The following is a 23,091-nucleotide window of genomic DNA, read 5'->3' as shown; positions in this document are numbered from 1 at the left end:
ACATTACTTATGTCGATTCTTATTTGTATTAGCCATGCGCTATACCTAACTTGCTAATAGTCTTATTTCATGGTCTTTTTAGTACGGAAGATCAAGTTGAAGGAATGCAAGCGTTTGCTGAAAAACGTAAACCTAAATTTAAACAATATGAGTAAATAAAAAAAGATCAGCTAAACATTTAGCTGATCTTTTCGTTTTTAATGCTTGAACTCATCACAATTTTAACAAACTGGTGGCGAGCTCAGGCTAATCTATTTATCTGTTTGTTCTTTATAAATGCGCTTTTACTAAAAAGCTGACCACACTTTCGTTATCTAAGCCTTTTATGCCAAATTTATTGTGCCAATAGCTATATTCAATACCCATTTCAAACTTGCCAGCATAGCCAAAATAATTACCTACATCTAACTTTAACTGGGGGTTAAAGTGAAAGTCTGCGGCATGATCATCAGCGGCTGATGACCAATCAATAAAGCCATCAAATAACACTTTATGCTTGCCAAAGGCCATTGGGTAACCCCAAGTTACGGTAAGCTGTTGGTCATTATCTGTTTTATCGTTGTTGGCATAATAAAGGTTAGTATTAAAGTAACCCTTATCAAAAATATCCCAGGCAGCGCCAACGCCGTACAGGTAGTTGTCAAAACCAAAAGAGAAATCGCCAGAGCTTCCGCTTGAGTACTCATAGGTACCTGCTAAGAAAACATCTTTTATCGGGCCAAAGCTAAGTTTGCTGCCTGAAAGGTAACTTAAGCTAACACGAGGTGAGAATTCACCATAAGTTTCTTTGTGCTCACCGTTATTAGCATCGGCCTTACCATTAATGCGATCAATGAAGAAGAAGATATCACCCCAGTTATGGCCTGAGACATGCTCAAAGGTGAAGACATTAATATCATCGTTAGTTAAAACTTCAAAGTCTTGTAAGTTCTTTAAATAAGACAGTGAGTTATCACTCCAAAGTGTTTCAGCGCTGGCGCTGGTTGCGCTTAGTAATAAGCTTGCTGCGATTATATTAGCTAGATTTTTCTTGTTCATATGATTACCCGTAAAAAGCAAATTTGCCGATAAATAATAATGCCAATAACACTACGCTAAGGTTGAGTGTTTTTACCTTGCCACTAAATAAGCGTACTGCAACATAGCTGATAAAGCCAAATGCGATGCCGTTGGCGATAGAGAAAGTTAACGGCATGGTGATACAAATAACGGCGACAGGAACGGCATCAAGTAAGTCATCCCAATCAACATTAACTAAACCTGAAAGCATTAACACCGCAACATAAAATAGCGGACCTGCGGTTGCGTAAGCAGGAACCATACCTGCAAGTGGTGAAAATAAAATGGCTAATAAAAATAACACACCCACTACAACTGCAGTTAAGCCTGTACGGCCTCCAGCAGCGACACCTGAAGTACTTTCAACATAGCTGGTTGTTGTTGAAGTACCTAACATACTGCCTGCTACGGTTGCGGTTGAATCTGCCAACAGTGCTTTATCTAATCTTGGTAAAGTGCCGTCTTTTGCCAGTAAGTTGCCACGCTGAGCAACCGCAATTAATGTGCCTGAGGTGTCAAATAAATCAACGAAAAGAAAAGCAAAAATAACACTTAACATGCCTACTTCTAACGCACCCGCAATATCTAATTGCATAAAGGTTGGCATAACGGATGGCGGTAAAGAAATAATACCTTGATAATCAATGTTACCAATCAGTAAACCGATTGCAGTGATGATTAAAATCGACAACATTACTGAGCCATTAATGCCTTTACTGGCTAAACCAACGATTAGGAACAAGCCAAGGGCAGCTAAAATTGGTTCAAGCGCAGTAATATTACCCAGAGTAACTAAAGTGGCAGGGCTATCAACAACAATGCCAGCATTTTTAAGGGCAATAAGCGCTAAAAATAGGCCTATGCCAGCAGCTATACCAAAGCGCAATGCTTGCGGAATCGAGTTAATAATCCATTCTCGAATACTAAATAAGCTAAGTAGAATAAATACCACACCGGAAATAAACACGCCACCAAGTGCTACCTGCCAGCTATAGCCCATATCAAGGACAACTGTGTAGGTGAAAAAGGCATTCAGACCCATACCCGGTGCTAAGGCAATAGGGTAGTTGGCTAAAAAGCCCATAATAAAACAGCCAATAGCGGCGGCAATACAGGTGGCAACAAATACTGCGCCGTGATCCATTCCTGCATCGGCTAACATGGCTGGGTTAACAAATATAATGTAGGCCATGGTTAAAAAGGTGGTAATTCCAGCAACAATTTCCCGTTTTATATTGGTATTGTGCTCAGTTAACTTAAAAAGTTTTTCTAACATTGGGCGTGTCTCGTTAATGGTAATACAGTGTTACTTTGGTTTTTTGTGCAAATTCATTGCGTTACTTAAGCTTTGCCTAAATAGAGCTTAGCAAAGTTTATCTAATTAAGTCGTAGCAAGGGTAGGTTGAATTTTGGCGGCGCATATTGTAGCAAGGCATAAGATATGACAAAAGGGAATTTGCCAGCAATTAGTTGGAGTTTGATTTAAGGCAATAAATTCAAACAATAAATGCTACTAGCTGTGTATTGTTAATGCCTCAATTGAACTATTATGCTTTATTCTACTTAATGCTACAGGGGTAATACCTAGGTATCTAGCAATATCATTTTGGGTAACGTAATCATAAATATTAGGAATCTTCTTAAGCAGTTGTAAATATCTTTGCTCGGCAGGTAAGCATAAAAGTTCAAACTCTCTTCGCTCTTTTTTTATGGCTAATGCGCTAAGTAGTTCTATCACTTCATTGGCTAATGAAATATTTTCCTTACACCTATCTCTAATGTGCTTGTAGGCAAGTTTAGTTACTTGAGTCGCTTTGATGCATTGTAAGTTATAACTGGTTAACCCCCCTTGTAAAGCTTGCATGCTACCAATGATATCGTTAACAAAAATAAAGGATTTAATAAACTCTTTACCGTCAGTATTAATATAATATGCCTTCAAAATACCTGAACGTATGAAATAGATATTATTGTTTGTTTGCTCTTGCATAAAAATATGAGCAGATTTCTCAAACGATTGCGCTGTTCCAAACTCATCCATTAAAGCATTTAAATTCATTTTTTAACCTATGTTAACGATTTTATAGCCGTTCTTGATTACCTTGCTAGACACTATTTATTCACAAGGTAAGGCAATGAAACTTATTGGCAAAAAAATTCTAATTACAGGTGTCACTTCCGGTATAGGTTTGCGCTTAATTGAGCAACTCTATCAAAATAACACTCTCTATATAGTTGCGCGCAGTCAGGACAAAATCAATACCTTGCTAAAAAGCTTCCCAAATATCCAGGCATTTAATACAGATCTTAGTGATATTGACAGCTTGCAAGCAATGGTTAAAAACATCAAGCAGCAGACGGAGAGCTTAGATATTCTCATTAACAATGCCGCAGTGCAATATACCCCTATGTTCACTGAAGCTGACTTTTGTTACCAAAGTATTAGCAGGGAAGTGAATACTAACTTCACTTCGATTTGTTGTTTATGTTACTTGCTATTGCCTTTATTAAATACAGGTAGTCCAGCAGTGATTTTAAATGTTAATTCAGGTTTAGCGTTGGCGCCCAAAACCTCATCGGCAGTGTATTGCGCGACTAAAGCAGCTTTGGATAATTTTTCTCAGGCGTTAAGCAATCAACTTATCAACACACACATTGAGGTCTTGCAAGCCTTTCTGCCCGTAGTTGATACCGCAATGACCTATGGACGCAGCGAAAATAAAATCACTAGCTTGCAAGCTGCAAAGAAAATCATTAACGGGATAGAGAGCAGCAAGCAAAATAATGATATTGGTAAGGTGAAATTGCTGCGGCTACTTATGCGTTATCTACCATTTTTAGGGCGCCGTATTATGAGGGGGTATTAATATGTGTATTGCAATGAATCGCATTGTTTATTGTTTAACTATGATGGCGAGTCAAACATTGGCCATACAAGCTGTAGCTTCATCTGAAAATTCCATATTCGTTGGGGATACTGCTATTGAAGCTGATACTGAGCTTAATTTGGTTGTTGAAGGCATAGATGTTTCTAGACCAGGCAGCATTATGGTGATGTTATTCGCCCAATCTGGTTTTCCTAAAGAGCATGATAAAGCGCTTGATACTCAAATATTACCTGTTGAACATAGTAAATTGTCGTTTAGCTTTACTAAGGTGCCAAGTGAATTTGCTATCAAAGTGTTACATGACGAAGACAACTCTCAAAAAGTCACTAAAAACTGGACTCAAATAATACCAGCTGAAGGGTTGGGTTTTTCCAATGGCGCCAAACTAGGTTTTGGACCACCAAGCTTTAAGCAAGCCAAACTAAAGAAAAACCAGCAATTAGGCACTATTTCAATTCGTATTATTTATCCTTAGGGGGGCATATGAAAGCACTTATTAAACTGATGGCTATGTTGTTTTTTATTTTTGCACTTACCTTTGTTTTAATTAAATTAACAGGCGTGATAAGCATTGAAAAAATAGAGCTATGGTTGAATAAAGCAAACTCGATGGATGTAAGTATTGTTGCTGCGATAATCATAGTGTTACTCTTTGCTGACTTGTTTATTGCCATGCCGACTTTAACGCTTATGCTACTTTCAGGTTACTTTCTAGGTGCAAGCTATGGCGCAATTATTGCCATTTTAGGGGTTACATCAGCTGGTATTAGCGGCTATTGGCTTAGTTACTTCTGGGGCGATAAGCTAGAGAGATTGCTTATAAAAAAGAAGCCAGACAGGTTGGCGGCACGAGAGCAATTTTCTCAATATGGAGTGCTAATGATAATACTATCGAGAGCTATGCCGATATTACCTGAGATATCGGCATGTTTAGCTGGCCTAACAAGAATGCCATTTTTAACCTTTCTTAGTGCTTGGTTAGTGAGCTCAATACCTTATGCCGTAATTGCTACTTATGCGGGTTCTATTAGTACACTTGATAACCCAAAACCAGCAATAATTACTGCTATTTTACTCTCTGCAACGTTATGGGCTGCATGGTACTTTACTCAAAAATCGCCTAAGTTTAAAAAAGTTAATAAAGCTTAAAAAAAGGTATAGCTAGTTAATCAATTCTTAAAGGATATTGAGCTTTTGAGATTATTTTTTGCTGCGTAAAGGTTAATCTATAAGGCCTTTGCGCGTTCGTCTTTGGCTGATATAAACACCAATAAAGACCATAAAAATACACAGCCATTGGCTTAAGTCTAAGCTTTCCCCTAGCATAAGTGCTGATAAACCTAAGGTGAATATAGGAATTAAGTTGGTAAAGGCGGCAGCGGTTAATACCGACACTTTAGTGATGGCGTAGTTATACATGCCATAAGCACCAATCGTAACAAAGGCACCAAGATAAAAAATACCGGCTAATGCCGTGATATCATGTGGCGTTGGTATATCGATAAAGAAGAGGAAAGGTCCAAAAAAGAGTGAGCCAGCAATGCCTTGTAAGGCAATGAGTGTTAATGGCGCATAACGTGTTGATAATTTTTTTACACTAACAGCATAGTAAGCAGCACAAACCATGGCTAAAAATTCAAGAAAATTACCCCAAGCTGGATTAGGTGCATGACTGGAATTTTCTGACACTAGCGTTAGCAAAATACCACCACCAATACAAAAGCTAAACCCTATGGCTAATTGCTTAGTGATTTTTTCTTTTAACATGAAATAAGCAACAACAGCGACAAGGAGTGGAAAACAAGAGACCAAAACGCCTGCCTGTGAAGCTGAGGTGTACTTCATAGCGTTACCCTCAAATAAATAATAGAGGCAGGGTTCAGCTAATGACATACTCAGTAAATACTTCCAATCACCAGTTTGATAGCTAAACTTTTTCACCCAAGGCCATAAGCACAAACACAACACTAAGGTGGTTAGCATGCGAAAAAAGATAACAAAGGCGGGATCATAAATATTAATGGCATACTTTAAGGCGATAAATGAGCTGCCCCATAAAAAGGTGGCGATAATAAGCGCTAAACTTGCTGGCATGGATTTTTGGTCGGTTTACTATGAATTGATGCTGCGAAGGGTACTTGGCTACTTAGAGTTTGGCAAATTTATCCTGTAAATAATTACTGGTTAAAAACACGTGGGTGTTAATGCCCCTTTACTTGATAACAATCATAATCGCTAAGGCTTGAGTACTTGTACTATGAGGTGCTATCACCTAGTATATAGCAACCAACATTACTCCTTGAAAGCCTTGTTTTTTCTTTAAAAATGGCAGGCTAAATAACAACCTATGCGTTTCCTAAATTTAGTACTTGGCTTAATACTTTGTTTGTTTTTTTCTCTGTCTGCCAGTGCCGAGCGTATTACCATAGCTGTGGCGTCAAATTTTACTGCGCCAATGAAAAGTTTAGTGGCTGCATTTGAGCAAACATCAAAGCATAAGGTTCGTGTCGCTTATGGCTCATCAGGTAAGTTTTATGCGCAAATAAAGCAAGGTGCGCCTTTTGCGTTATTTTTCTCGGCAGATCAAGCTAAGGTTAGCGCTTTGATTGCACAAGGATTAGCTGATGAAAAGTCCCGTTTTACTTATGCGGTTGGCCGGTTAGTGTTATGGTCTAATCGTGATAACTTGTTTTTAGATGGTCAGCATTTTTTAGCAACAGATAATTATAATAAGTTAGCACTAGCTAACCCTAGGCTTGCTCCTTATGGTAGTGCCGCGCTAGAGGTCTTGTCATCTTTGGGTTTATTACAGCAAAGCAAAGCTAAATGGGTGCAAGGGGAAAACATCGCGCAAACCTACCAGTTTATTCACAGTGGTAATGCTGAGCTTGGCTTTGTTGCATTATCACAGGTTATGCGCACCGGTAAAGTGGCTCATGGTAGTTATTGGCAAGTGCCAAGTCAGCTGCATCAACCGATAAAACAAGATGCCATAGTGCTAAACTCGGCTAAAAATAGTGCTGCGGCTAAAGCATTTATTAGCTTTATGCACAGTAAAGCGGCAAAGCAGATAATCGCACAGTATGGTTATGAGCATGTATAGGTTGATCGCCTGTTATTTGAGAGTGGAATAGAAAAGCCATGTTTAGTGAAGCTGATTTAAGCGCCATTTGGTTAACGTTAAAGCTAGCAACAATAGTCACTATCTTGTTGATGATTATTGGCACGCCAATCGCTTGGTGGTTAGCAAGAACTCACTCACCGTTTAAGGGGGTTATCTCAACCCTTGTTGCCTTACCTTTAGTCTTGCCGCCAACTGTTTTGGGTTTTTATTTATTATTAGCTATGGGGCCAAATGGTTTTATTGGTCAGTTTACTCAAGCACTGGGTTTAGGCACATTGCCTTTTACTTTTTGGGGCTTAGTGGTTGCCTCTATTTTTTACTCTATGCCGTTTGTTGTTCAGCCTATTCAAAATGCTATTGAGAGTTTAGGCAAAAGGCCTCTTGAGGCCGCTGCTACCTTAAGAGCTGGCCCTTGGGATAGCTTTTTTAACGTGGTATTGCCCTTAGCAAAACCGGGTTTTATCACCGCAGCTATTTTGGGCTTTGCTCATACGGTAGGTGAGTTTGGCGTTATTTTAATGATAGGCGGTAATATTCCTGATGAAACTCGCGTGGTTTCTGTGCAAATTTATGATCATGTTGAAGCGCTTGATTATGCTCAAGCTCATGTGTTATCGCTCAGTATGATAGCCTTTGCTTTTATTGTTTTGTTTAGCTTGTACTGGTTTCAGGGAAAGCGAGGCGTAAAAGTAATGAAGCTAGGTGGCTAAGATAATGATGAGTAATAACAGTGAGGCAACATTGACTAAGTCTGCATGTCAAACTGAGCATATTCAATTAGCCTTTAATTTGTCCTATCACAGGCAAGATAATGCTAAAGACAGTTTTTCTTTATCGATAAATGCCACAGTACCAGCTAAAGGAATTACTGCAATTTTTGGTCACTCCGGCTCAGGTAAAACCACCTTACTTAGATGCATTGCCGGCCTTGAGCCGAGTGCCAAAGGGCAATTACAAATTGCTGGTGATACTTGGCAAGATGATAACTACTTTATGCCAACGCATAAACGCTCATTAGGTTATGTCTTTCAAGAGGCGAGCTTATTTGACCATTTAACGGCAAAAGGCAACTTAGACTTTGCCATTAAACGAGCGGATAAGCCATTTGATCAGGCGCTTTATCAAAAAGTGCTTATGATTATGGGTATTGAGGGATTATTGTCGCGCTTCCCTAGTCAGTTGTCAGGCGGTGAGCGTCAGCGGGTTGCCATAGCTAGAGCGCTACTGATCCAGCCGCAAATTTTATTGATGGATGAGCCGTTGGCAGCACTTGATTTAGCGCGAAAACAAGAAATTTTACCTTACCTTGAAAAGCTTAGGGATAATATTGATATCCCAATTTTATACGTTAGCCATGCAATGGATGAAGTCGCGCGTCTTGCCGATCATACCTTGATGTTAGAAAAAGGTCAGCTAATAGCCCAAGGGGAGGTTAGCCAAGTTTTCTCTCGGTTGGATTTACCGGGACAATTTCAGCAAGATACTGGCGTTATCATTAAAGCTCAAGTGCTTGAAAAAGATGAACAGTGGCACTTAATGCGAGTTGCGTTTTCTGGTGGTGACTTGTGGTTAAAAGACAGCGGTGAAACCGTTTCGCAAACTGTACGCGTGCGGGTGTTGGCTAGGGATATCAGTTTGGCTTTGTCGGCGCAGCAAGACTCCAGTATTTTAAACCGTTTGCAAGCGAGCGTTATCGAAATCAAAGAAGATAACAATGAAGCCTTAGCATTAGTTCGCTTGCAAGTAGGTGAAGAATTTTTGCTTGCAAGGTTAACCCGCCGCTCTTTAGCGCATCTGCAAATAACCGTGGGTAAACAAGTTTGGGCGCAGGTAAAATCTGTTGCTATTGTTTATTAGGCTGGGCTTCTTGCTTGCCCTGAACCCTATTAGCCGAAAGCTGCAAAAATATTGCCGCTGAAATGCCAGCAGCACCGGTTAGCATACACATAACCACAATTTGATAGCGCACCGCAATTAAGGGCGATACCCCTGAGAAAATTTGTCCTGTCATCATGCCGGGTAAGGTCACTAAGCCAACGGCGAGTAAAGTATTAAATAAAGGAATTAATCCTGCTTGAAAGGCTTGTTTTTTTGCAGTCTCTACACAAGAGGTATGGTTTAACTCCATTGAAAATCGCTCGCCGCATATACTGACGGTATTCATTGCGCTGGCAAAGACCATGCCCGCCAGTGGAATAATGGTATCAGGTTTGTACCAAGGTTGACTTTCCAGTACCCAAACAATAATAAAGCCAAGCGTTAAGCCGCCACCTAATGCAATGGCAGCAAGCGCGTTGCTATAACTGTGCAACTGTTTATCTTTAATAGGGCGCAGGGCTATAGAGCAAGCGACAATCAGCATAACTGCAAGTAAGGATAAAATGATCAGCGGTGTATCTACGGCGAAAATCCAATTTAACGCATAACCAATTATTAGTAATTGAATTAGCATACGCGCTAAGGCTACTAGTCCATCTTTTATTGATAAAGACCAACGAAACATAATCGTTAATACTAAAAAAACAGGAAGAAAAGATAGGCCTAGGTTGATTAAAGGGATGGTTGCCATAAGGATTAATAATCGTTGTGGGGTTTATGTTAACTCGCAAAGTATGATTTATATGGGGAATATAAATCATACTTGCTAACTAAATTTATACTATTTTCTTTAATTCTTTAATGCAATCTAAACATGATTGCGCACAAGCTTTACATTGCTGGTGTTTGTCATGCTTGCCGCATTCATCAGCACAGATTTGGCAGACATCAATAACAATTGGTGCAAGCGCCTTAACTTGCTCAGATTGATAACTGGCCATTTTGGCAAGGGCGCGGCACATAATCACCATTTCATTCACGGTTTGCGCGCACTTGGCTAAGGTAGTATCACCCATAGTGAACATTTCCAGACAGTGGGCAATACATTCATCACCGTGCTGAGCACATTCATTAGCAATATCGATAAGCGCCTTATTGAGCGGCTTCACTTTGTGGTGATGGTGATGAGAGTGATCGGCTTTAGCCATAACAGAGCCAGCTGCTAATGCCGCGCTACCGGCGACTAGGCCTTTGAGTAAGTTTCTGCGTGAATTTGAATTTTCTTTTACATTAACAGACATAGTTTTTCCTAAAGTTATACGCTTGTACAGTTTCGCAAGCTTAGCACTTTCAATCTAGAAAAAGAAACTATTGAAGTAATCTGCTGAAATTTAATAAAAAAAGGCGGGTCAAGTGACCCGCCAAAGTTTAGTTAATATCTTGATAAGGGAAAGATATGAAGTTAACTAAATTGTCTGTGGATTATTTAACATCCACTTGTACTGCTATATCACTCCCTGTGCTTTCAACCGCGATATAGAACCAACCTGTTGTCGGGTTATTTACGGTAATACTTTGCTCCGTAGTTCCTGCTGTTGTTGATTTATGCATGTAGTTGCTGGCACTCGCCCAACTAGTATTAGTGTATAGCTCAACTTCACCTGTACCGTGTGCTGTATTGATTTCAATGCTAGTCACGTCACTGTTTAAGTAGATGTAGTAGCTGTTACGACCATTACCTGTACAAACGGCTTTGCCTGACTCAATAGCACCATACGTAAATGGCTCTAAGCTGCTGCAAGCATTGGCTACATCAGTGTTTACTGGTGGCTCTGTTGGTGTAGTAGTCTCACCTGATAAACTCACTTTAAAGGTAACATTATCGTAGTTAGAGGCACTATCAAGGGTGATATATCTCCAACCTCGGTTTGCCGTTACTTGTAGTGATTGAGTTGTACTAGTATTCGCTGATTGTGCTTGTGCATTGCTTGTCGTTGCCCAAGTGTCAGCGTTGAAGTAGATACCTACATCGCCATTACCGCCTGCTGTAGTTAAGAACAATTGGGTATTGTCTTCTTCTACCCACACATAGTAAGAGCCACGACCACCAGCAACACATTCACTATTCTCTAGTGTTAATTTACCGCTAGAAATCGTTGCTGCGCCACAATCAGGTACAGTTACACCACCGCCATTAGTAGCGTCGTTCGGGTAAGGGTCTGAGTTATCACCCATACCGTCACCGTCAGTATCTAACCACTCAGTGCTGTCGTTAGGGAATGCGTCGCTGTTGTCACCATGACCGTCGTTATCGCTATCTAACCATTCAGAGCTATCTGTTGGGAAGGCATCGATATTATTACCATGACCGTCGTTATCGCTATCTAACCATTCAGAGCTATCTGTTGGGAAGGCATCGATATTATTACCATAACCGTCGTTATCACTATCTGCCCATTCACTGGCGTCAGTTGGGAACACGTCAGAGTTATCACCATGGCCATCGTTATCTGTGTCTAACCATTCAGAACTATCTGATGGGAAAGCATCTGAATTGTCACCATGGCCATCACCGTCAGTATCAGCCCACTCCGTTGGATCGTTAGGGAAGGCATCAACGCTATCTAAATGACCGTCACCATCGCTGTCAACATCACCATTTGGAGTTGGATCTGAGTTATCACCAATGCCATCGCCGTCAGTATCTACGGTTTCGGTTGGATCATTCGGGAAAGCGTCACCATTGTTACCAACACCGTCACCGTCGCTATCTACAGTTTCAGTAGGGTCGTTAGGGAAGGCATCACCATTGTTACCAACGCCATCGCCGTCAGTATCAGCCCACTCGGTAGGATCATTAGGGAAAGCATCTTGGCTATCAACAACACCATCACCATCGCTATCAACTGGCGTTGTGCCATTGGTTAATTCGTTGGTAATAATGTAATCATTGCTGGTGGTTTCTTCGGTCATCACGGCAACACCTAAACACTGATTGTTTTCATCAGTAATGGCGGCGCGGCGGTTACCAAACCATTTCCATGTTGTCGCGCTGTCGTAGGTTTCACCTTTAGCTAAGGTAGTAAAACCAAAGCTTTCACTTAGCTCTCCGGTTGCGCTATCTACACGATGGATGCGAACTGGTGTGTCACTGTTATTAACAAATGAGAAGTCAGCTTCAAATGGCCCAGTTAAGTGCTTAGCCATTAAGTCACAGCTGCCAATAGTATTTGCTGCTGGGATAACTTCTGGCTCAGCAGCATTAGCAACCATAGCTTGATCAACGGTAAAGTTTGATACTGGGTTATTGAGTACACCAACACTTAAACAGTTTAAGTTACTGTCGGTAACCATTAATCGTCTGTCACCATACCAGATATCGTTACTGTAACTAGCACCTGGTGCTAATACACCGTAGCCATGGTCAAAGTCACTACCGCCGCTTGTGGTGATCATTGTGCCTTTGGTGTTATCGATTCTAAATAATCGTACTGGTGTATCTGATGTATTGGTAATGGTAAATTCGTGCGATTGATCCATAATTAAATGCGGTTGAGCTAGCGCACAGCTGCCCATTTGATTTAATGCTGGGATATCTTCTTTAACAACATCTTTAACTAAGTCAGCTTCAATGGTAAAGGTGTTCTCATTTTCTGCCATAACCGCAACACCTAAACAATTCATGTTGCCATCAGATAGCATCATGCGATCGCCCACCTTCCAAGAACTTGAGTTGTAGCTATCACCTTGGTTAAGGGTTTTATAGTTTTTACCAAAGTTAGTCTCACCTGTGGTGCTGTTTATCCAAAATAGTGAAACTGGAGTGTCTGTTGTGTTTGTGAAAGTAAAGTTCGTGCTATTTGCATCAATATGGCGAGCATATTGCTGAACTAAACCACAACTACCGATAGTATCTTGCGCTGGCATTGTTGTAGCAGCTGGCGCTACCGTTTCTGAGTTAGCCAGCATATAGGCTTCAAAACCTGCTTCAGTGCGCTGAGCTACGCCTTTAAGTGCTTCAACATAAGCGTTGTTATCGCCAGCTTGTAGGGCAGTGGCTAGGGTTTCAACTTCATTTTTATGCTCTTCACCTAAGTAACGCATGGCAAAATAACCCCAAGGGTATAAGTTGTCATACTCATAACTCATAAATAACAAGTTATATAACGGTGGGATTGTTTCACCTTTAAGGGTGTTTAGCGTACGAGTATGCTCTGCGCCCATAGCTAAGTATTCAGCCATACCTTCAGACCAAGAAACATTGTAATCAAAACTGCCATATGAGCCAGCTTTAACGTATCTACCGTCTAGGTAATGAACATATTCATGACGTAAGTTGTAGATTTGATCTTCATATTGACATGAGCCGCCTACCCAAGAGTCTGGACATTGCATGGCAATAAAGCGGGCTTGGTTGCCATCATTTCCTGGCGTACCTTCTAAGTACATACCGCCATTATCTGTGCTGATGCCAAAGAATTCACCAGCGTATTTTTCATAATCTTCTGGGCTAGCAAAAGCAACTACTTCTAAGTGAGCATTTTTATCACCAGCTACTGGTGTACCTGCGGTATTGAAAAATGCATGGAATTCTGACTCTTGCAGTGCCATGTCGGCACATGATTGAGCTAAGGTTGCTTGGCTAATGCTTGCTTGAGCACGGATAGTGATTTTATCAGAGCAATCATGGCGTACCGTTAAGATGTCTTCTTCTTTTGGTGGTACAAAACAACTACCGTATAGGGCATCGCCTACTTCACAAGCACGGCCAGCATTTTCTAGGTAGTTTTTAGTGACGATAGTTTCAGTGGTTTCTTTACTGATGATTTGTGTCACTTTTTCATGCGTTTCTAAGATGGTGCTATCAAAGCGTGCTTTGGCTTCATCTGTTGCGATAGACGATATTTTACCCATAGCAATAAATGCATGCGGCATAATCCACTTTCTATCAGCTTCAGCTGACCAGCGCATATCAAGCGATGTTTCACCTAAGAAAACGAAAGAGCGCATTACTGAAAGCACATCTAGCATACGTTCGTTATAGGCTGCTTTTACTGGTGCACTACCATAGTAGGCAGCATCGGCAATTGCGCCCATTAATGCCATGGCGGTATCGCCACCGTTGCTTATGCCAAATGGGTTAGCTTGAATAGAGTAAAATTGAATAATCGCTAATAAGTGCGGTAGGTGATCTTTAAAATAATTTGCACTATCACCATTTCTAAAATTAGTTAAAGCAGCTGCATAACCTTCTTGAATGACACTACCAGCAGGTGCCACAAAGTCTGTCATTTGCGTGACAGCTAATAGCGCAGTACTTAGTGCTTGCGCTTCGCTATCTGTCATGGCTGCAGCATGATATTTGTATGAAGCGAGGAAATATAATAATTGATTAAGGTCAGGATCAGTTAAATCATCCGCTTTGGCTAAGTAATGAATTGCATTGGCTACATCGGAAATTGGATCTGTTGCAGCACCTGCGATACCAGCAAAATCATCATAACTTGCTGCGAGTATATCTGCGATGCTAGCGCCGTATTGTGCTTTAGAAGAAATTGCAGCAGCAGGTACGTCAACAACAACTTCAGTGTTATAAACAATGTAATCGCCCATTGGCGGTGGAATATCGCCACCTGTAATGGTAACGGTTAAGCTGGTTTCTTGAATATTGCCATCGACTTTAAAATAACGCTCACCAGCTCTTGAGGTAAATGATAAGGTTTCTTCGTTAGTGCCGCTGGTCATGCTGCTTGCTTCAACATTGCCGCTCCAGTCATTGCCGTCGTATAGTTTTATATCGGCATCGCTACCAGTAAAGCTACCGCCTGATGTGGTAATGGTAACCTGGCTATTATTGTAAGGAACATTAACATAGAAGTAGTGACCGTAGTCGGTAATGCAGTGAGTTTGATTGGCAGGTACTTCCCCTTGACGATCGAGTGTTTTTGCACCACACATTGTCGCTTGTGCTGCTCCCATATGGCATGACAATAAAATTGCGCTAGCTAACAGCGTTTTCTTGGTTGTGATTTTCATATTATTTTGACCTGATTGGTTTCAAGCGACTTGGTAAGTCGTCCGTGGTAGCAATTAAAGTGTCTTGTTTTTGTTGTTACTTTAGTTTGCTTCTAACCCGCACATCCATCGTTGTGGTGCATACTTGTTGTCATATGCTTATTAACGTTATATTACATTTTGTATACATTATTCAACTAAAAAATGAATAAGATTTTTTTCGTAGTTAGTGTGTTGTTGAAAATGTTTAATAATATCAGTTGGTTATAGTGGTTATTTTTATTGTCTTGTAAATGTAATGCTAAGCGTTACTGCATGTGAGTGTATATTTATACAAAAATTAGAATAATTTATTGAAATGGGTATAAATTATTGGATTACAGTCGAGTGTGATTTGCAGAATGTGTCGCTATTGCAAAAATTGGCAGGGAGTCGTTTTACTAAGGACAGCTGATATCCCTATCAGCTTAGTGTGTGTTGGTTTAACCTTTTGGGGCGTTATCACTAGGTAGTGGCTTTTTTGGCTCTCCAGGTGGTCTTCTCGGCTGAATTGAATTGGTGTGTTCTTCATGACCATGTGGCCTCGCATGATTGTGATCTTGGCGATGATCTTTAGGTAAATCTTGTTGTCTTGCGGTTAGGCTACTTCTTGTTGGGCTTTGTTGCTTTTCGGCACTTTCAGCTGGTTTTGGTAGTTCATCTTGGCTGATATGATGCACATGAGTTGCACTCGTGTTAGATACCGTTTTGGTCGCAGCAGGGGCATTAGCCTTTGTGCTACTAGGGGCTGGTATGCTCACAGGTACAGCTTCAGATTTTTTAGCTGTGGCAGGCTTATCTTCTTGCTGCATAAGTTGGCTATAGGCAATGCCAGCTAATGCTGCTACAGCCACTAAGCTGAGCGCAACTTTACTTTTAGTCATTATAATTCTCCAGTGAAGTTGTTGTATATTGAATGCAATAAGCTAGCATGAATATTTAGTTTAGTGCAATGCAAATTAACCTAACGTGGCTCTGCCAACTGTAGTACGACCAGTGTTTGGGTAATATCTCAATTGCCAATTTTCCTGACCTTTTGCTTGATTATCAGCGATATAGTTATAGTAGCAATAGCTTGTTGGCAAGGTGGCGTCAGGGTTTGAATACCAATAAATAATATCTGTATCACCGCCAAAAGAAGCATCAGTATGAAGTGCTAAAACGAAATCTTCTGTGTCGAGTAAGCCAAACCAAAGCTGCCTACAGAAATCGCCAGTAAGTTTTGTACCATCGTTACTTGATTGACTATTGTCAGTTTTTAATGGGAAGCCCGTTGAAGATGAATCGACATCTCCAGCACCAAAACAAGATAAATCATCCACTGCACTTTGCTCACCTGAGGTGATGTAGCAGCTGTGGTACAAGGAAATAGCCGTTTTATAAGACCCGAAAATGTTTTTGGCAACGGCATCATGAGCGTCTTGATTAACATTGATAAATTTAGGCAGTGCTGTTACCGCCAGTATGGCAATGATGACAATAACGGTGACTAACTCAATTAATGTAAAGCCCTTTGCTTGCATAGTACAACCCTTACAATAAATACTTTGTATACAATTTGTATTATAAAAGCTTGTTCACAGTTAAACAATTTAGCAGCAGCTAAATATGGTCAAAAAATGTAAATAGCCTGAACTTGCTTTAAGAGATAAGTTAATCGTTTGAAATATCGATAGCCAGCCTATTGCAAGTAAACTTAACGCCGAAGTAAGTTAAAATAGCTGCTAGAGAGCTATTTATTAAGCTGAGCTTAGGTTAAATATCTCTCTGCTTTTTGTTACTGCTAATGCCGTGGAATGTTAAGCTAAAGCGCAAACCACTTGCGGGAGATACTGCGCCGAGACAGGCTTACTAAATAAGTAGCCCTGGATTACTTGGCAGCCTCTATCGAGTAAGAAGATGCGCTGAGCATCAGTTTCCACACCTTCGGCAACTATATCTAGCTCTAGACTTTGCGCTAAGTTGAGTATAGCCGTGGTTATTTGGCTTTCGCGGTAATTGTGCGGTAGTTTTGCGACAAAACTGGCATCAATTTTTATTTTATCGATTGGTAAACTGGTTAGGTAGCTAAGTGATGAAAACCCTGTGCCAAAATCATCAAGGGCAATGCTTACTCCCATGGCTTTAAGCTCTCTTAATATTGAGGTGGCATGCTCCATTTGTTTAATAAAACAACCTTCTGTGATTTCCAATTCGAGTAAGTTGGCGGGTAATTTAGTTTGTGCTAGCACGGTTTTTACTGAGTCAACTAAATCGCCTTGGTGAAAATGTAATGGCGAAATATTTACCGCGATACGGCCACAGTCTATGTTGTCATCTAGCCATTGTTTTCTTTGCTTACAGGCGTGTTCCAATACCCAGTGATCGACACTGGCAATTAAACCTAGCTCTTCCGCCATAGGTATAAATTGACCTGGTGATACATGGCCAATAAGAGGGTTAAACCACCTTAACAGCGCTTCAACACCTGAAACCTTGCCGAGCACACAATTTTTATGTGCCTGATAGTTAAGGACAAACTCATCATTTTCCAAGGCTGTTCTTAAGTGGCTTTGCATCATGGAGCGCTCAAGTGAATGAGCATTCATGGCTGGTGTAAATAACTGAAAGGAGTTTCGACCTATATCTTTAGCGCGATACATAGCAATATCGGCATTTTTCAATAGCTCTTCTTCACTTGTGCCGTCATCTGGATAAATGGCAATACCAATGGAGGTGGTAATATGTAAGCTATGACCTTCAATATGATAAGGCTGACGTAGTTTTTCTATAATGCGATCACAGACTTTGCAAATATGATCAATTTCACGCATTTCTGTTAGTAATAAGGTGAATTCATCACCGGCTAAACGAGCAACGGTATCTCCCTCTTTGCAGCTATCTTGCAATCGTTTAGCAAGGTTTTGTAAGAGTTTATCGCCAACTCTATGACCAAAGTTGTCGTTTATTTCTTTAAAGTAGTCTAAGTCGATAAAAAACAGTGCTAATTTTTCTTGGTTTCTATGTGCTGTAGCAAGTGCTACGTCTAGGCGATCATAAAGCAATCTTCGGTTGGGTAATTGCGTAAGCTCATCGTAAAAGGCAAGATTTTCAATTTTTTGCTCGGCAATTTTACGATCGCTGATATCGCTAAAAATAGCGGCATAGGTTTTATTGATGTCATTCTTATCGCCGATATCAATAATAGTTAGCCACTCGGGGTACACTTCATTATTTTTGCGTTTATTCCAAATTTCACCCTGCCAAACGCCTTTGGTTTTAAGACTTTCCCATAGCGCTTGGTAAAAGTCAGAAGAGTGTCTTCCCGAGCTAAGTATATTGGAGTTTTTGCCAATAACCTCTAATGCCTGATAGCCGGTTACTCGAGAAAATGCCGGATTAACAGATAATATGCAGCCGTTGGCGTCGGTTATCATAATGCCATCAAGGGAGGCATCAATAATTTTTTCAGCGACGCGCAAATGCTGCTTAGATTCTTTTAGCGCCTTGTCTCGCTGTTGTACTATGTGGTGTAGTTCTTCTACGTAGGCAAGCTCTATATCTGACATAATATTGTCTAACGATAAAATGCCGATAATGCTCCCTTTATCGTTAGTTACTGCAAGGTGTCTTATATTGTGACTCGTGAGCTGTTGGTAGGCAGAGTATAGCGAGGTATTTTCTTCAACTCGCTTTAGAGGAAAGTTGGCGTAACACCAAGCGCTATTATTTGAGTATTCCCCCTTGGCTAAAATAGATAATAAGTCTCGCTCTGTGATTATGCCGTATTCATTTATATCCTCGTTATATATCAGCACAGATGAGACGGCGTTATTTTTCATGTAATCGGCAACAGCACCTAACTGACAGGTGTGATTTAAAAACTGGCTAACTTTTTTATAGCTGCTTGAGACTAATCGTGCTTGTAAGTAGTGTTCTATACCTTGCTTTTTGATGACATCACTTTGGCTGACAATACCAACTGGGCTGTCGTTATCATCGACAACAACAAAGTGTCGAATGCTCAAGCTTCTAAATTTGGGCGCGAGTTCATGTACTGGCACATTGGGCTTTATGGTTAGTACCGGGGAGCTCATCAGTTTGTGGATGCCTAGGGAGTAATAGTCGGCATTGGCAAAATTTATTTTACTGCAATCAGCTTCGGTCCAAATACCGATTGCTTGGCTACCTTCGGTGATAACAATTGAGCTGATATTGCGCTGTCGCATTTCTTGTGCTGCGCTATTTATGCTGGTGTTGGCAGAGCAGGTAAGAATGTCACACTGCATTATATCTTTTACAACTAAGTTACATTGCTCAGAACGCTCTTTTAATAGTTTCACCTGAACCTCTACAAACCACAGTTACATCTACAGGGAATATGAGCTTAATCACCTATAAATGACAGTTAATGCTCGGCGGTATGATAAATAAAAATCACGGTATAAAGTATGGTCAGGTGTCGCTATTTGGTAAAAATGTGATTTGGATCACGTTATTGAGTTTATTAACGTTAGGTTCATTGAGCTAAGCAAGTAAATTCGTTAATGCGGGCGCTAATGTCTCATAGTCAAAGTGAAATTGATTATCTAAAAGTACTTGTGGAAATACACGCTGACTTTCAAGTAATAAGCTTGAGGATTCACCCATCATAAGTTTTAAAGCGACAGCGGGTATAGTCAAAAATAAGGGGCGTTTTAACTGTTGGGCTAAAGCAAGGCTAAACTCTTGGTTGCTAACGGCATTTGGCGCGGTGCAATTAATGGCGCCAGAGATATTAGGCTGAGAAATCACGAAGTGAATAATATTGATCATATCGGTGATATGGATCCATGACATCCATTGTTTACCATGAGAAATTTTTGCCCCTAAGCCAAAATAAAATGGCATTTTCATTTTGCTGAGTGCGCCGCCCTGTGCTGCTAAAACGATACCGGTTCTTAATGTCAGCACTCGACATTCATCAGCAACTGACATGGCTATTTTCTCCCAAGTCTGACAAAGTGTTTGGCTAAAGCTATCAGTGTTTATAGAGCTTGACTCGTCAACACTTGTATTTCCGGTATCACCATAAATACCAATCGCTGAGCCATTAATTAAACATTGTGGTTTGTAAGCGGAGCGTCGAATAAAATCAACAAGTGCTTGGCTTATTTGCCAGCGGCTTTGACATATGATGTCTTTTTGTTTTTTGCTCCAACGCTTGTCTGCAATAGGCTCCCCGGCAAGATTGATGATGACATCAAAACAATTCTCATCAGGAAGCTTATTGATGATGTCAACATTGCCAGTAAATGGCGGCTGTGGCTGCTTTTGGCGGGATAAAACCGTAAATTGATAGCGCTTGTGAAACTTTTCAATAAATTGACGGCCGATTAAGCCTGTGCCACCCGTGATTAATACTTTCATGACTTGCAGCTAAGTAAATAAGATTTACTTTAAAGCATAGCAGACTAGCTGGTAAGAAGAGTAGTGGGTAAGTCGTGTATAGTTTTGAACGCTTAGCAAGTGAATACTCGCTAAGCTTTCATGAGGTTAGCATGAGATGAGTTAGTAGTTGTGGTAAAGGCCAAACTCGTCATTAATTTTATTATTTTGCTGATCTGCCCATAAGTAATATTCTTGATCTTCAAGCTGGCTAGCGGCGGCTTTATCAAGTAAGACAATGGCATTTTCATGCATTTGCAATGCTGAAGCTGGACACATGGCAGAAACAGCCCCTGTTACCATGTCTTTTACTGCTTTAGCTTTGTTTTCACCTGTTGCCATAAGTAGTACATATCTAGCATCTAAAATGGTGGCAATACCCATGGTCATCGCTAAGGTTGGTTGAAATTCATCGGCAGAAAATAAGCGACTATTGTCAGTTAAGGTTTGCTGAGTCAAGGTTTTGATACGTGTGCGTGAGGCTAAGCTAGAGGTTGGCTCATTAAAACCAATATGACCATTAGCACCTATACCTAAAATTTGTAAATCGATACCTCCGGCTTCTTTTATCATTTGCTCATATGCTAAGCCTTGTGCTCTTGGGTTTTCTCCTTGAGCGCAAGTAGGTAGAAAGGTTTTGCTCTTATCAATATCGACATGATCAAATAAGTTTGTGTTCATAAAGTGACGATAGCTTTGTACATTGTTTTCATCAATGCCTAAGTATTCATCTAAATTAAAAGTGCAGGTGTCTTTAAAGCTGATTTCTTCGGTTTGATATTTTTTTACTAGCGCTTGGTATAGGCTAATAGGCGTACTTCCAGTTGCTAAACCTAACACTGGCTTAGCTTTCTTATTGATTAGTTCTGCAACCCATTTTGCTGCACTATCGGCAACTTGTTGAGCATCATCAAAAATAATAACTTGCATACATTTTCCTTAGAAACTTAAAAATACACCATCTACGCAAAATAAATAGCTTATATTGAATTATAGGTTAGATTGCCTTACTTAAGGTTTAAGTTAAGGTGCAATCTTATTTTGTAACTTTACCACAAAAGACAGCGCTGTCATTTATTAATTTTGTATATTTAAATATTTTTTGATCTTAAAGTTACTCGTATCACACGTTGCTTTCGTTAAATGGGGGGATTTTTTGCGGAGCTGGGCGAAGTCAGCTAAAAACTTCGACAAAGAGCTAGAATAGGTGCATGATTATAAATATAAATTTATTTGTGCTATCAGCTAAAACTATCGAATAAGAGAGCGGTGATGGAAGATAATGAAGCTAAAACCACTGAGCAGTGGATTGATATTATTGCTCATAATGAGCTGCCGGCAATAACGTCTACTGCACTTATGCTGGATAAGTTTTCAAATGATGATAAGTCTTCTCTTCCTAAGCTAAGTGAAGCAATTTTGCACGATCAAGCACTTTCTTCTTGTTTACTCAAAGTTGCTAATAATATTCAGCACATTGGCGTTAACAAAGTCACTACCGTTTCTCGCGCTACCGTCATTTTAGGGATTCAGGCGGTAAAAAATATCTGCTTAACAGCCAAACTTGTTTCCAGCTTATTGGCGAGTAAGAGTTTAGATATCAATGTTTATAATGAGTTGACTCAGTTGATGGCTAACTCATTTTATGCCGGCATGTTAGCCAAGATGATGGTGCCACATTATAGTGATGAAATTCAGGAAGAAGTTTACCTAGCCGCTATGTTATACCGTATAGGTGAAACGGCGTTTTGGAGCTCAGGTGGGCAGCTTGCTGAACAAATAGCAGCGCAACGAGAAGAGCATTCCCTTGATTTTGATAGCTATTGTAAACAACAAATTGGCTCAAGTTTTAATGACTTAAGTCGCGGCTTAGCTGCAACGTGGAATTTAAGCGATTTATTAATTAAAGCGCTTGATCAACCCACCGCACGTACCAATGAAATCAAGACCATCTACTTTGCCGATAAGTTAAGTAGCATTATTGCAACGCCAGCAGACAGAGAAGACGAATATAATCAACTGTTAGAGAATATTGCTGACTTGATGGGCATAAATCAACGCCAGCTTAAGGTCAGAATTGAACACACCAGAGAGCAAGCTTGCCAGCTTTTAAGCTCATACGGTGCGGAAGATTTAACTGAGCGCTTAAAAGAGCTGCCCAGATCTAGAGACTTTGTTCAGGCTAATCACGCTGAAGTAATTGAAAGTGACATGAGTAAAGAGAAATATTTACTTGATACTTTTATGAAACTTACCCAGCTGATGAAATCAAGTAAAGACTTAAATGAATATTTGCAGTTAACGCTTGTTGAAAGTGTCAAAGCATTCGCATGGCAGCGTTGTTCGTTTTTCATGTTGGTTGATGACAAAAAGTTTGTCAAATCACGTTTTGTTTATAATCAAGATGCAGAAAAAGATCCCTATAAAGCCCGAATAAATATTTCTGAACATGACAATGTTATTGCCCGGGTACTAAAAGAAAATAAACCTGTGCTTATTAATGATCATAAGAATGCTCAATGGCGTGATCTGTTTACTGAGCAACTTACTGACTTGATCCTTGATGGTCAGATGATTCTAGTACCTATTCATATTGGTAATAAAAACATTGGTGTAGTATGTGCGCAAAATTTTCATGATGAGCAAGAAATCAGCGTGCAAGACTTTAAGCAGTTTACCGGGCTAATTGAGCACCTAAATATGTGTTTAACTATGATCATGTTAAGGTAAGCTTGTAGATTA

Annotated in this window: 19 protein-coding genes; 7 read left to right on the top strand and 12 right to left on the bottom strand. The window is 40.2% G+C overall.

The window, feature by feature from the left end; all coding sequences use genetic code 11:
- Positions 1–270 precede the first annotated feature (270 nt).
- The 3 genes from EMK97_RS07320 to EMK97_RS07310 all read right to left on the bottom strand — a co-directional run bounded on the left by EMK97_RS07320 (position 271) and on the right by EMK97_RS07310 (position 3,118).
- A complete protein-coding gene (locus EMK97_RS07320; RefSeq protein ID WP_130600810.1) occupies positions 271–1,038 on the bottom strand; it encodes an outer membrane protein OmpK in 768 nt (255 codons plus the stop codon).
- Between the two features lie 4 nt (positions 1,039–1,042).
- Entirely contained in the window at positions 1,043–2,335 is a 1,293-nt protein-coding gene (locus EMK97_RS07315; RefSeq protein ID WP_130600808.1) for an NCS2 family permease, read from the bottom strand.
- Positions 2,336–2,572: 237 nt separating this feature from the next.
- Positions 2,573–3,118, bottom strand: coding sequence for a Crp/Fnr family transcriptional regulator (locus EMK97_RS07310; RefSeq protein ID WP_130600806.1), 546 nt, complete (start codon positions 3,116–3,118; stop codon positions 2,573–2,575).
- 76 nt (positions 3,119–3,194) lie between these two features.
- Between EMK97_RS07310 and EMK97_RS07305 the strand changes: the two genes are divergently transcribed.
- Genes EMK97_RS07305 through EMK97_RS07295 form a run of 3 tightly spaced genes read left to right on the top strand, consistent with a single transcriptional unit; the run spans position 3,195 to position 5,096 of the window.
- On the top strand, positions 3,195–3,926 hold the full coding sequence (locus EMK97_RS07305) for an SDR family NAD(P)-dependent oxidoreductase (RefSeq protein ID WP_130600804.1): 732 nt from the start codon (positions 3,195–3,197) through the stop codon (positions 3,924–3,926).
- 13 nt (positions 3,927–3,939) lie between these two features.
- Positions 3,940–4,422, top strand: coding sequence for a DUF2141 domain-containing protein (locus tag EMK97_RS07300; RefSeq protein WP_211342281.1), 483 nt, complete (start codon positions 3,940–3,942; stop codon positions 4,420–4,422).
- Between the two features lie 8 nt (positions 4,423–4,430).
- The gene (locus tag EMK97_RS07295) at positions 4,431–5,096 is read left to right on the top strand and encodes a TVP38/TMEM64 family protein (RefSeq protein WP_130600802.1); all 666 of its coding nucleotides are present in this window, start codon (positions 4,431–4,433) and stop codon (positions 5,094–5,096) included.
- Positions 5,097–5,168: 72 nt separating this feature from the next.
- Here the strand turns inward: EMK97_RS07295 and EMK97_RS07290 are convergent, their stop codons facing one another.
- Positions 5,169–6,041: a DMT family transporter gene (locus EMK97_RS07290; protein ID WP_130600800.1), complete on the bottom strand. Its 873-nt coding sequence runs from the start codon at positions 6,039–6,041 to the stop codon at positions 5,169–5,171.
- A 253-nt stretch (positions 6,042–6,294) separates the two neighbouring features.
- On the opposite strand from EMK97_RS07290, the gene modA reads away from it, so the two are divergent.
- From modA to modC, 3 genes are read left to right on the top strand one after another with little or no spacing between them, the layout of a single operon-like run.
- Positions 6,295–7,050, top strand: coding sequence for a molybdate ABC transporter substrate-binding protein (modA, locus tag EMK97_RS07285; protein WP_130600798.1), 756 nt, complete (start codon positions 6,295–6,297; stop codon positions 7,048–7,050).
- Positions 7,051–7,088: 38 nt separating this feature from the next.
- On the top strand, positions 7,089–7,781 hold the full coding sequence (gene modB, locus EMK97_RS07280) for a molybdate ABC transporter permease subunit (RefSeq protein ID WP_130600796.1): 693 nt from the start codon (positions 7,089–7,091) through the stop codon (positions 7,779–7,781).
- Positions 7,782–7,785: 4 nt separating this feature from the next.
- Positions 7,786–8,928 carry a molybdenum ABC transporter ATP-binding protein gene (modC, locus tag EMK97_RS07275; RefSeq protein WP_130600794.1) on the top strand — a complete coding sequence of 381 codons (1,143 nt, stop codon included), beginning with the start codon at positions 7,786–7,788 and terminating at the stop codon, positions 8,926–8,928.
- Here the strand turns inward: modC and EMK97_RS07270 are convergent.
- The 8 genes from EMK97_RS07270 to nagB all read right to left on the bottom strand — a co-directional run bounded on the left by EMK97_RS07270 (position 8,915) and on the right by nagB (position 21,279).
- A complete protein-coding gene (locus tag EMK97_RS07270) occupies positions 8,915–9,574 on the bottom strand; it encodes an ABC transporter permease (protein WP_246028904.1) in 660 nt (219 codons plus the stop codon). The genes modC and EMK97_RS07270 overlap by 14 nt on opposite strands.
- 151 nt (positions 9,575–9,725) lie before the next feature.
- Positions 9,726–10,190 carry a four-helix bundle copper-binding protein gene (locus tag EMK97_RS07265; RefSeq protein WP_130600790.1) on the bottom strand — a complete coding sequence of 155 codons (465 nt, stop codon included), beginning with the start codon at positions 10,188–10,190 and terminating at the stop codon, positions 9,726–9,728.
- Positions 10,191–10,371: 181 nt separating this feature from the next.
- Positions 10,372–14,925: a collagenase gene (locus EMK97_RS07260; protein WP_211342280.1), complete on the bottom strand. Its 4,554-nt coding sequence runs from the start codon at positions 14,923–14,925 to the stop codon at positions 10,372–10,374.
- A 461-nt stretch (positions 14,926–15,386) separates the two neighbouring features.
- Complete coding sequence (locus EMK97_RS07255; protein WP_130600788.1) at positions 15,387–15,827, bottom strand: hypothetical protein; 441 nt, start codon at positions 15,825–15,827, stop codon at positions 15,387–15,389.
- A gap of 75 nt (positions 15,828–15,902) precedes the next feature.
- On the bottom strand, positions 15,903–16,466 hold the full coding sequence (locus EMK97_RS07250) for a type II secretion system protein (protein WP_130600786.1): 564 nt from the start codon (positions 16,464–16,466) through the stop codon (positions 15,903–15,905).
- 276 nt (positions 16,467–16,742) lie between these two features.
- A complete protein-coding gene (locus EMK97_RS07245) occupies positions 16,743–19,265 on the bottom strand; it encodes an EAL domain-containing protein (RefSeq protein ID WP_130600784.1) in 2,523 nt (840 codons plus the stop codon).
- Positions 19,266–19,449: 184 nt separating this feature from the next.
- Entirely contained in the window at positions 19,450–20,331 is an 882-nt protein-coding gene (locus tag EMK97_RS07240) for a TIGR01777 family oxidoreductase (RefSeq protein WP_130600782.1), read from the bottom strand.
- 141 nt (positions 20,332–20,472) lie between these two features.
- Positions 20,473–21,279 (bottom strand): glucosamine-6-phosphate deaminase, encoded by an 807-nt coding sequence (gene nagB, locus EMK97_RS07235; RefSeq protein WP_130600780.1) that lies wholly within the window; start codon positions 21,277–21,279, stop codon positions 20,473–20,475.
- A 342-nt stretch (positions 21,280–21,621) separates the two neighbouring features.
- On the opposite strand from nagB, the gene EMK97_RS07230 reads away from it, so the two are divergent.
- Positions 21,622–23,079, top strand: a complete 1,458-nt coding sequence (locus EMK97_RS07230; protein WP_130600778.1) for an HDOD domain-containing protein — start codon at positions 21,622–21,624, stop codon at positions 23,077–23,079.
- The last annotated feature ends 12 nt before the right edge of the window (positions 23,080–23,091 follow it).

Origin of the sequence: Litorilituus sediminis (assembly GCF_004295665.1) — a bacterium.
Classification (GTDB): Bacteria; Pseudomonadota; Gammaproteobacteria; order Enterobacterales; family Alteromonadaceae; genus Colwellia; species Colwellia sediminis.
This window is presented reverse-complemented; position numbering and strand designations above follow the sequence as displayed.